Source organism: Paenibacillus glycinis (assembly GCF_009909185.1).
Classification (GTDB): Bacteria; Bacillota; Bacilli; order Paenibacillales; family Paenibacillaceae; genus Paenibacillus_Z; species Paenibacillus_Z glycinis.
The window spans coordinates 255,955-266,402 of the sequence record NZ_JAAAMV010000017.1; the positions used below are offsets into that span (position 1 = coordinate 255,955).

The 10,448-nt window shown below is 60.5% G+C and carries 10 protein-coding genes; 9 read left to right on the forward strand and 1 reads right to left on the reverse strand.

From position 1 onward, the window contains the following. Nucleotides 1–7: 7 nt before the first annotated feature. From GT019_RS19215 to queC, 6 genes are all read left to right on the forward strand, one after another. Nucleotides 8–913: an ABC transporter permease gene (locus tag GT019_RS19215; RefSeq protein ID WP_161744791.1), complete on the forward strand. Its 906-nt coding sequence runs from the start codon at nucleotides 8–10 to the stop codon at nucleotides 911–913. A gap of 18 nt (nucleotides 914–931) precedes the next feature. Beyond that, the gene (locus GT019_RS19220; protein WP_161744792.1) at nucleotides 932–1,813 is read left to right on the forward strand and encodes a carbohydrate ABC transporter permease; all 882 of its coding nucleotides are present in this window, start codon (nucleotides 932–934) and stop codon (nucleotides 1,811–1,813) included. 237 nt (nucleotides 1,814–2,050) lie between these two features. Further along, nucleotides 2,051–2,854 carry a PhzF family phenazine biosynthesis protein gene (locus GT019_RS19225; protein WP_161744793.1) on the forward strand — a complete coding sequence of 268 codons (804 nt, stop codon included), beginning with the start codon at nucleotides 2,051–2,053 and terminating at the stop codon, nucleotides 2,852–2,854. Nucleotides 2,855–2,931: 77 nt separating this feature from the next. Next, nucleotides 2,932–3,414 (forward strand): 6-carboxytetrahydropterin synthase QueD, encoded by a 483-nt coding sequence (gene queD, locus GT019_RS19230; protein ID WP_161744794.1) that lies wholly within the window; start codon nucleotides 2,932–2,934, stop codon nucleotides 3,412–3,414. Continuing rightward, nucleotides 3,404–4,114 (forward strand): 7-carboxy-7-deazaguanine synthase QueE, encoded by a 711-nt coding sequence (locus GT019_RS19235; RefSeq protein ID WP_161744795.1) that lies wholly within the window; start codon nucleotides 3,404–3,406, stop codon nucleotides 4,112–4,114. Before queD ends, GT019_RS19235 begins: the two co-directional genes overlap by 11 nt. Nucleotide 4,115: 1 nt before the next feature. Then, complete coding sequence (queC, locus tag GT019_RS19240; RefSeq protein WP_161744796.1) at nucleotides 4,116–4,814, forward strand: 7-cyano-7-deazaguanine synthase QueC; 699 nt, start codon at nucleotides 4,116–4,118, stop codon at nucleotides 4,812–4,814. 88 nt (nucleotides 4,815–4,902) lie between these two features. Here queC and GT019_RS19245 read toward each other — a convergent pair whose 3' ends face one another. Further along, complete coding sequence (locus GT019_RS19245; protein WP_161744797.1) at nucleotides 4,903–6,099, reverse strand: sensor domain-containing diguanylate cyclase; 1,197 nt, start codon at nucleotides 6,097–6,099, stop codon at nucleotides 4,903–4,905. Between the two features lie 147 nt (nucleotides 6,100–6,246). Between GT019_RS19245 and GT019_RS19250 the strand changes: the two genes are divergently transcribed. The 3 genes from GT019_RS19250 to GT019_RS19260 form a co-directional block, all read left to right on the forward strand. After that, the gene (locus GT019_RS19250) at nucleotides 6,247–7,398 is read left to right on the forward strand and encodes a glycosyltransferase family 4 protein (protein WP_161744798.1); all 1,152 of its coding nucleotides are present in this window, start codon (nucleotides 6,247–6,249) and stop codon (nucleotides 7,396–7,398) included. Between the two features lie 2 nt (nucleotides 7,399–7,400). Then, nucleotides 7,401–8,744, forward strand: a complete 1,344-nt coding sequence (locus tag GT019_RS19255; protein ID WP_161744799.1) for a metallophosphoesterase family protein — start codon at nucleotides 7,401–7,403, stop codon at nucleotides 8,742–8,744. Continuing rightward, nucleotides 8,741–10,448, forward strand: a 1,708-nt coding sequence (locus GT019_RS19260; RefSeq protein WP_161744800.1) for an AAA family ATPase, incomplete at its 3' end; no start/stop codon positions are given. The genes GT019_RS19255 and GT019_RS19260, both read left to right, overlap by 4 nt.

A 10,448-nucleotide genomic window follows, 5' to 3' on the forward strand; every position in this document is an offset into this window, starting at 1 on the left:
AACGCCCATGTTCAAACGATACGGAAACCGGCGGGAGCTTCCGCTGCATCTGATGCTGCTGCCGGGTCTCGTATTGCTGCTGGTCTTCGCCTATATTCCCATGATGGGCATCATGATCGCATTCCAGCAATTCAACCCGGTGAAAGGATTGTTCGGGGATCAACGGTGGCTGGGCTTGGATAATTTCCACACGATCTTCGCCATGCCCAATATCTGGAGGGTCATCGGGAACACGATTCTGATCGCCGTGATGAAAATCGTCCTCGGCATGGTCGTGCCGATCGTGTTCGCCCTGCTGCTGAACGAAGTGAAGCGGGTGATGTTCAAGCGCGTTACGCAGACGATCATCTATTTCCCTTATTTTCTGTCCTGGATCATTCTTAGCGGGATCATGATCGACATCCTGTCCCCGTCGTCGGGACTCGTGAACGTGATGCTATCCTGGGTCGGACTCGGTCCGGTTTACTTCCTCGGCGAGAACAGCTGGTTTCCGTTCACGATGGTCGCTTCGGATGTCTGGAAAAACTTCGGCTTCAACAGCGTCATCTATTTGGCGGCCATTACCAGCATCGATACGACGCTGTACGAGGCTGCGGCCGTGGACGGGGCGAACCGCTGGAAACAGACCTGGCACGTCACCCTGCCGGGCATGAGGATGATCATCGTGCTCCTGATGGTGCTCAGCCTGGGCAATATTTTCGATGCCGGCTTCGATCAGATCTTCAACCTGTACAGCCCGCAGGTGTACCAGTCCGGCGATATTATCGACACGATGATCTACCGCCTGGGGTTGCTGCAATCGCAGTACAGCATCTCGGCCGGGGTCGGACTCATGAAGTCGGGCGTGTCCTTCGTGCTGATCACGGTATCGTACTATCTCGCGTACAAGCTGTTCAAGTATCGATTCTTTTAAGGGAAAGGGGGGGAGGGCATGCATGCGAAAGCAACCGTCGGAACCCGGATCTTCAACGTTTTCAATCTAATCGTGCTCGCTTTGACCTGCATCGTCTGCCTGATTCCGTTCATTCATATTCTGTCACTGTCCTTCAGCGACAAAGCGGCCGTCATGGGAGGGCTCGTCAAGCTGTGGCCCGTTAACTTCACGCTTGATCCGTACCGGTACGTCCTGCAGCGCGACGCGTTCTGGCATGCCTTCGGCATGACGCTGGAACGGGTGGCGATCGGCGCGACCTTGAACGTCCTCCTCGTCATCATGCTGGCCTACCCGCTGTCGAAGACGGGGGATAAGCTGCGGATGCGCACGATGTACGTCTGGATCTTCTTCTTCACGATGCTGTTCAACGGCGGCCTTATTCCGAATTACATCCTCATCAAAGAGCTTCATATGCTGGATTCGGTGTGGTCGCTGGTCCTGCCCGGCGCAGTCGGCGTATTCAATATCGTGCTGCTGCTGAACTTCTTCCGGGAAGTGCCGTCGGAGCTGGAGGACGCGGCCTTCATCGACGGGGCGGGCCATTGGCGGACGCTGTGGCAGATCTACGTGCCGGTCTCGCTCCCGGCGATCGCGACGATTACGCTGTTCAGTATCGTTGGCCACTGGAACGCCTGGTTTGACGGGATGATCTATATGAAGGTCAGCCATTATCCGCTGCAAACGTACCTGCAGTCGATGGTCATCAAATTCGACTTCAATACGATGTCGCCGGAAGAGGCGAAGCGGCTGGCCAAATTAAACGACAGGTCGATCAAGTCCGCGCAGATGATCGTCGCGGTCATCCCGGTGCTAATGGTCTATCCGTACTTGCAGAAGTATTTCGTATCGGGCATCCGCCTCGGAAGCGTGAAGGGGTAACCGCAAAGCGCGACGGATGCGTAGCGAGCCGAGCGCGGTCATTGCCGTCTCAATCCAGAATGCTTCGGGCTTGTCCCGGGTCTTTCTGGATTTTTTTTGAGGACGGAAAGGCAGGGAAAACGCCGCGGCATCCTGTAAGTTGGAATAGAAGATGATACAATGGAAGAAAAACATAGATAGAAGATTTAAGATAGAAGAAAAGCATGAAACTGAACGAAGACCGAGGAGGAGTGCAAGATGTCGACAGCGATCGCGATCATCGATGCGTTCGCATCCGCCCCGTTTCGCGGCAATCCGGCGGCGGTGTGTTTGCTCGAGGAGGAACGGGACGCGGCGTGGATGCAGCAGGTCGCCGCGGAGATGAATTTGTCGGAAACGGCGTTCTTGCGCGCTGACGGCGAGGACGGATACGGGCTGCGCTGGTTTACGCCGACGCAGGAGGTGGAGCTGTGCGGGCATGCGACGCTGGCCAGCGCCCATTATTTATGGACGAACGGGTTATTGTCGGTTGATCGGGAGGCGCGTTTCCATACGCTGAGCGGCTTGCTGGCCGCAGCCAAGACGGAGGACGGCATCAGGCTGGATTTCCCGGCGGAAATCGCCGAGCCGGTCACGGCGCCGGAGGAGCTGATTCAAGGACTCGGCCTCATTCCGCGCTTCGCCGGGTGCAATCGCATGGATTATCTCGTGGAGGTCGACAGCGAGGAGACGGTCCGAACCCTGCGGCCCGACTTCGGCTTGCTGGCAAAGGCGGACGCGCGCGGAATCATCGTGACGAGCCGCGGCCATGCGGGTTCGGAGCCGTCCTATGACTTTGTTTCCCGCGCATTCTATCCGGCGAGCGGCGTCAACGAGGATCCCGTCACCGGATCGGCCCATTGCGCGCTGGCGCCTTACTGGCAGCGTCGGCTGCGCAAGGACGAATTGAGCGCCTATCAAGCCTCGGCCAGAGGCGGAGCGCTTCGCATCTCCGTTCGCGGCGAACGGGTATTCATGACCGGGCAAGCCGTGACCGTCATGACCGGTCAATTATGGGTATAGCAAGATACCGGTAGATACCGTCATGACATTATGCTATAATCGTAAATTGCAGTTGCATATGGAGGAAGGTGTGAAACGTGACGTACGAGATTCCGAAGCAGATCCAGCAGTTCGGCACGGATATTGAAGCGCATCAGCTTCGCTATCATAACCGGCGGGTGCTCGTTTCCAAGGAGTTTACTTTTGACAGCGCGCATCATTTGCATCTTTATGACGGGAAATGCAAGAGCCTCCACGGCCATACGTATAAGCTTCAAACGATTTTGTCCGGAACGACCGATTCGCGCGGACTGACGATCGATTTCGCCGATATGAAACGGATCGCCAAGGAGCGGGTCATCGATAAGCTGGACCATCGTTATTTGAACGAGGTGCTGCCGCCGATGAACACGACGGCGGAGAACATGGTCGTCTGGGTGTACGAGCAGATTCAAGCCGCGCTGGTCGAAGAAGGCCATCATCCCAACGTGCGCATCGAAGAAATCCGCTTGTGGGAAACGCCGACCAGTTACGCGGCGGTCACGCGGGCATTCATGGAGGCGGACGAGCATGCCGGCTGACCTGAAGGAACCGCAACCGCGTTCCATTCGGTTGCCCATGGTGGAAATTTTCGAAACGGTCGAAGGCGAAGGCACGCGTGCCGGGTTTCCGACCGTTTTTGTACGTTTGTTCGGCTGCAATTTGCGCTGCGTCTGGTGCGACACGAAGTACAGCTATCCGCCGGCCGAAGCGGAATTCACGATGACGGTGGAAGAGATCGCGGCGCAGGTCGAAGAGAAATACAAAGCGGAGCATATCTGCATGACGGGCGGCGAGCCGCTGCTGTACGGCAGCCGCTCGGCTGCCTTGCTGGAAGCGCTATGCGGCATCGGCCGCATCAAGGACGTGCACGTGGAAACGAACGGCGCGATCGACCTGGCGCCGTTCCTGCGCGACATCCGCTCGCATAAGGCGCGTTACATCATGGATTACAAGCTGCCGGATTCCGGCGAGAACGAAGCGATGCTGCACGCGAATTTCGCGCTGCTGCGTCCGCAGGACGAGGTGAAGTTCGTCATCGCGAGCGATGCGGATTTCGACTATGCCGTGAAGGTGCTCGCCGATTACCCGACGGAGGCGCTCGCGCTGTTCAGTCCGGTATGGGAGAGCATGCCGCCGGCAAGGCTTGTCGAGAAAATGCTGGCTGCGGGCTTGACGGGGGTCAAGCTGAACATGCAGCTGCACAAAATCATTTGGGATCCGGCCAAGAGAGGTGTTTGAGTTGACGAAAAAAGCGGTCATTATTTTGAGCGGCGGTTTGGACAGTACGACTTGCATGGGGTATGCGAAGGAAGCGGGCTATGAATTGTATCCCCTCTCGTTCGACTACGGCCAGCGCCATGTGATCGAGCTGGATAACGCGCGCGCCGTCGCCGATTATTACGGCACGGGCGAGCGGCATAAAGTGGTGAAGCTCGGGTTCCTGCGCGAGTTCGGCGGCAGCGCGCTGACGGACGACGCGATCGACGTCCCCAAGACGGGCGAAGAGCCGGTGCAAGGCGAGCCGGGCGAGATTCCCGTCACTTACGTGCCCGGACGCAATCTGCTGTTCCTGTCTATCGCGACGTCCTACGCGGAAACGGTCGGCGCGGAAGCGATCTACATCGGCGTGAATGCCCTGGACTACAGCGGCTATCCCGACTGCCGGCCCGAATTCATCGCCAAGGTGCAGGAAGTCATGGCCCTGGCGACGAAGGTCGGCGTGGAAGGCAAGCCGATCTCCATCGAAACGCCGCTGATCTACTTGACGAAAGCGGGCATCGTGGCGGAAGGGATGCGGATGGAAGTGCCGTATCACCTGACGACGTCGTGCTACAACGGGGAAGCGGAAGCATGCGGCGAATGCGACAGCTGCCGCTTGCGGCTGAAGGGCTTCGCCGAAGCGGGCCTGACGGATCCGATTACTTATAAACAGCGCTAAGCGAGATAAAAAAGACAGTTTCGGCCGGCAACCACGCCTGACTCGAAACTGTCTTTTATTATGCCCTGGAGGCGAATGCGTCAGGCCGTCAGGCTTGCTTGTTCTGCTTCGGGGCGGCGCCCTCCGCCCCCCGCGACCGCGTGCGCATGGACGCATGGAGCGACACCTTGTTCTTGCCGGTCGTCTTGGACTGGTACATCGCTTCGTCGGCTTGGCTGACGACCTCGGCGATGGAGGAGCCTTCGCGCGTCGCGCTGACGCCGACGCTGATCGTCACCATCGTTTCCTTCTCCACGCGGCTGCGGATCGTCTCGGCGACGACCTCCGGCTTCACGTTCGGCGCGGCCACGAGTCCGAGCAGCTCTTCGCCCCCGTAACGGCCGGCCGTGCCGATGCCGGCGGTTTCTTCCCGCAGGATATCCGCCACCTGCTTCAGCACGCCGTCGGCTTTATGATGGCCTTGCGTATCGTTCAGTTTCTTGAAATTGTCGATGTCGCAGAAGATGATCGCGATCCGTTTCGTCTCCCGAAGGAGCTGTTCGGCTTTCTTTGTGAAATGGCGGCGGTTGTAGAGGCTGGTCAGACCGTCCGTGATCGAGGACTGGAACGTCATCAGCAGCCGCTCCAGCACCCATTCGAACAAGAGCAGGAACAAGAGCGTATAATAGACAACCGGCAGCAGATGGCCCAGGATGACAAGCATCGGCACTTTGCCGTGAAAGACGTAATTGTCGGCCAAATCGGCGATCTGCGCCGTGAAGTAGACGATCAGGCTCGCGGAATAGCTGAACCGCTGATCGATGCCTCGCAGATTGAGCAGGATAATGAAATTGAGAATCAGGCCGTAGAAGTCGAGCGCCAGAAAATCGATATGCGCGGCGGCATGCTCGGCGATGGACGGCGTGAAGGCGACTTGACCGGCGGTGACGAGCGCAAGGCCGGCGAACATGAGCAGGAACGGGAAGCCTTTCAATTTGGCCGCCGGGCCGGTATATAATTTCATGAACACAAAGTTTATAATAATAAACGTAAGCAGATCGAGGAAGGCGCGCGCGAGCTGCCAATACGGAGCCGCGGTCCGCTCGGAGCAGGCGACGTAGAGCACCGCGGCGCTCTGGAGCAGCACGACCGCGAGCACGACGATCAGAAGCAGGTACGTGCGATTCCTGCGGTAGCTCTTGTACAGCTTGACCGCCATGAACAGCATCAGGACGAGGATGGTCATCGAGCAGGCGGATGCGAAGATTTGGCCGGATAAGCCGGCAAGCCAATGAATGAACGTCATGTTTTCAACCACCTAGGATGAGAGTGTGCACATGGTTGATATCGGCCGAAAGCCGTCAGTTCATGAGCTTTACAGAAACATATGTTCTAGTATATCATGATTTTTGCGAGTCGAGAAGCAAAATGCAGTCGTTTGGGAGGGCTTGACATGAATATATTGCAGGCACTTTTTTTTCCCCCGGAGCAGCCGGGCGGCGTGTCCTCCATGGTTCCTTACATTCAAGAGCGGTTCAATAAACTAGGCTGGCCGATGGAATTATTCTCCCTGCCGAGACGGGTCAGAGGCAAAGGACAGGAACCCGTATCTTTCGAGACCTTCGACATCGCGAATTACGAGGGCAATCCCATCATCGATAAATATCTCCAAACCTACCGCGACTACGTCTGGTGGACGAAGCTTCGCATCAAGAAGAACTACGACGTCATCCACGCGCATCATCCGATATCCGCGCTGGTCATGAAGCAGTTGTATCCGGATACGCCGCTCGTGATGACGATCCACTCCAGCTTCGAGCGGGAGTTGATCCTGAACGGCAGAATCGTCGAAGGCGGCATGGAACATCGGTTCCTGACGGGGATATACCGGGAGCTGGAGGCGAAGACGGACCGGATACTGACGCCTTCGGAGTCGTTCCGGGCGTATCTTCGCCCGTACGTGAACGACGCGGACCGGATTCAAGTCATTCCGAACGGCTTCGACGAGAAGCGCTTCAAGCCGATCTCCCACGAGAACGCGGTCGTGCAGCTGATCACGGTCTGCCGGCTGGTGCCCGCGAAAGGGCTGGATGTGCTGCTTCGCGCCTGCGCGGAACTGAAAGCGCGGGGCCATAATTTCGTGCTTCATATTATCGGAGACGGTCCGAGCCGTCAGGAACTGGAACAGCTGGCGCTGGATCTGAACCTGTACGACGACATCATCTTCTACGGTTACATGCTGCATCCCGAGGAGTTCATGCCGTTCTTCGACGTGTTCGTGCTGCCCTCGCGCGCGGAGGCGTTCGGCTCCGTATTCGCCGAGGCCGCGTTGTGCTGGCTGGCGCTGGTCGGCACGAACGTCGGCGGAATCTCCGAGCAGATCGACGACGGCGTGAACGGCCTGCTGGTCGAGCCGGAGAATCCGACCGCGCTTTGCAACGCGCTGGAGAAGGTCGTGTCCGATCAGGACTACCGGTACAACATGGCCCGCGCGGCGTGGAACAAAGCAAAGAAGGTGTATTCCCTTCAGCGGGTCATCGCGCAGTTGAGGCAGGTCTACACCGAAATCAATCCGAACCCGGTACTGCCGGAACAGGGAGAATAAGCATGGGCGTTACGTTTCGGTTCATTCACGCCGCGGATCTCCACGTCGACAGCCCGTTCCGGGGACTGACGGAGGTGCCTTCGCATGTGCGCGAAGCGCTTCGGGAAGCGACCTTCCGGGCGGCCGGGCATCTCGTCGACACGGCACTCGCGGAGCAGGTCGATTTCGTCGTCATCGCCGGCGATCTGTACGATTCGGCGGACCGTTCGCTGCGCGCGCAGCTGGCCCTGCAAAAAGAATGGCGGAGGCTGCACGCCGGTGGCGTGCGGCTCTTTGTCATTCATGGCAATCACGACCCGCTTTCGGGCCAGCAGGCGATGCTGAGCTGGCCGGACGGCGTTCATTTCTTCGGGGCCGACCGCGTCGAGCAGGTGCCGGCTTACACGAAGCAGGGAGAACTGGCGGCTTACATAACGGGCATCTCGTACGGGTCGCGGTCGGTGACCGCGAATCTGGCGGCGGGGTATCGGGCAAGGCAGGACGGGAGCTACGAGATCGCGCTGCTTCACGGGAACGTGGACGGAAACGACGGCCATGACCCGTACGCGCCTTGTCGTTTGGACGAGCTGGTCGGCGCAGGCTTCCATTATTGGGCGCTCGGGCATATTCATCAGCGGGCGGTATTGAACAGATACCCGCATGTCGTTTACGCGGGCAACACGCAGGGCAGGCATGCCAAGGAAACGGGGCCGAAAGGCTGTTATGTCGTCGACGTGTCGGCCTCTCATGATACGGAGCTCAAATTCGTGCCGCTCGATACGATTCGTTGGGCGCATCTGCGCACGTCGATCGACGGGATCGCATCGGAGCAGGCGCTGCTGGACGCCATGGAAGCAGCGGCGTCGGAGGCGGCCGCCGGCTGCGGGGGACGTTCGCTCATGGCGCGCTTCACGCTGATCGGCAGAGGCCCTCTGCATGCCGGATTGAGCGATCCCGGACTGCTCCGGGAATTGCTTGAGGGCTTGCGGGAACGAATGGCCGAGGAAGCCTGGCAGACGGAGGCGGGAAGCCTGCACGGGGCTTGGTGCTGGATATCCGGCATCGAAGCGGCGACGGGGGCGGATCTGGATATGGAAGCGCTGGCGGAGGAAGACAGCTTCGTCGGCGAGCTGATCCGCATGCACGCGGAAGCCGGGAACCTCGAGGCGTCATTCAAAGAACTGCTGGACGAGGCGCTTCAGCCGCTACTCGGGCATGCCAAGCTGCGCAAGCTGACCCGGGCGGCCATGGAGCGAAAGGCTGCGGATTGGTATGCCCAAGGCAGGGAGCTGGCCGTCGGCTTGCTCGCGTCCGAGCCCGCAGCGCGCCCCGAAGGCAATCAGGGCCAAGGAGGCGAAGGCAGATGAGACTAAAGAAGGCGCATGCGGAAGGTTTCGGCAAGCTAAGCGACTTCGCCTGCGAGTTGGACGCGCCGTTCACCGTCGTCTACGGGCCCAACGAAGCCGGAAAAAGCACCATGCTCGGGTTCATCCGTACCATGCTGTTCGGCTTCGCCAATAAAGGAAGCTTGACGGAGCGTCTGGAGCCCGTGAACGGAGGGCGTCACGGCGGACGGTTGTTCTTCGACGACGAAGCGGGCCGTTCGCATGTCATGGAAAGATACGGGAACGCCTCGGGGAAGGTGCTGGTCAGGCGCATCGCGGAAGACGGGGCGGACGGGGATTCCGGCGGACGCGGAGAAACGCTTATGCAGCCGCAATGGGAGCGGATGTATCTGGGCGGCGTCGGGGAGCGGGTATTCCGCGAGCTGTTCGCCATCACGCTGACGGAGCTGCAGGCGGTCGGGATGCTGGAAGGCGACGAGCTGGGCAAGCAGCTGTACCACGCCGGCTGGAACGGCGGAAGCGCGATCGTCGGCGCGGAGAAGCAGCTGCAGGGCGGCATGGACGAGCTGTTCAAGCCGCGAGGCAGCAACCAGCGGATGAGCAAGCTGTTGAAGGCGCTGGACGAGACGGAGGAGGAGCTTCGCAGGATGGAGGACGGGATCGCCGAATTCAACGGGCTGACGTCCGCGATCGAAGCGGCAGAGAACGAACTCGCCGAATTGGATGGAAAGCGGGCTCCGCTTCGCGAGATGACCGACCTGTTGGCACGGGCAGTCGATATCCGGCCGACGTGGCTGTCGCGGTCGGCGCTCCTTCAGGAGCTGGAAGGGCTGAGGGATGTCCCTCGCTTGGCGGGGGATGCCCGCAGCCGCTGGGAAGCGCTCGCGGCGGAGCTGCGGCGCGCCCGCGAAGAGCTGCGCGAGGCGGACGAGCTGGCCGCCGTGCTGGAGGGTCGAATCGAACGGCTGCACGCCGATCAGGAGCTGCTTGACCGAAAGGCGGACATCGAGACGTTGATGCTGTCCGCGGAGCAGACCGCGGCCGCCCGCCAATCCGTCTTCGAGCTGGAAGCGGAGGCCGGCGAGCATGCGGAAGCGGCGAGAAGGCTGCTGCGGCGCATCTCGCCGGCATGGACGGAAGCTTCGCTGCGCGTCTTCCATGCCGGCGTCGCCGACCGGGAAGCGATCCGCGTCCATCGGTCGGCGCTGCAGGAAGCGGAGAAGGCGCTGCATCTGGCCGAGGCCGCGCATCGCGCGGCGGCGGAGCGCCAAGAAGACGCGGCCCGGCAGCTGGCCGCGACCGAACGGGAAGCGGCGCAGCAATTGCCGGAAAGTGAACGGCATGCGCACCGTCGACCGGGAGATCCGGAATCGGAATTGAGCGACGGAGCGCCGAACGGTTCGGCTGAACGGGACTCGGCAACATGGCATTGGCAAGCCGGCGGCGAAGCGCTGTCGGAGATTTTTCGCCTGCTGCCGGCGACGGCGGACGCGCTGCGTTATGCCGCGCGCCGGTTCGAGGACGCCTGGCGGGAGCTGGAGCTCGCGGAGCTGCGCGAGCGCCATGAAGCCGAGGCGGCGGCACCGGCAGCGCGCAGCCGAGGCGCCGGATTCGGCGGCGGCGCCGGTTATTGGGCGGCCGCCGGGGTCTTGGCCGCCGGCGCGGCGGCGCTCGCGGCCGCAGGCATGCCCGCCGCCGCGGCCGCGGCAGGCGCCGCCGCGGTCG

Coding starts and splice junctions, on each gene's coding strand:
- GT019_RS19215 (WP_161744791.1), top strand. CDS start 8: ATGTTCAAACGATACGGAAACCGGCGGGAGCTTCCGCTGCATCTGATG.
- GT019_RS19220 (WP_161744792.1), top strand. CDS start 932: ATGCATGCGAAAGCAACCGTCGGAACCCGGATCTTCAACGTTTTCAAT.
- GT019_RS19225 (WP_161744793.1), top strand. CDS start 2,051: ATGTCGACAGCGATCGCGATCATCGATGCGTTCGCATCCGCCCCGTTT.
- GT019_RS19235 (WP_161744795.1), top strand. CDS start 3,404: ATGCCGGCTGACCTGAAGGAACCGCAACCGCGTTCCATTCGGTTGCCC.
- GT019_RS19245 (WP_161744797.1), bottom strand. CDS start 6,099: ATGACGTTCATTCATTGGCTTGCCGGCTTATCCGGCCAAATCTTCGCA.
- GT019_RS19250 (WP_161744798.1), top strand. CDS start 6,247: ATGAATATATTGCAGGCACTTTTTTTTCCCCCGGAGCAGCCGGGCGGC.
- GT019_RS19255 (WP_161744799.1), top strand. CDS start 7,401: ATGGGCGTTACGTTTCGGTTCATTCACGCCGCGGATCTCCACGTCGAC.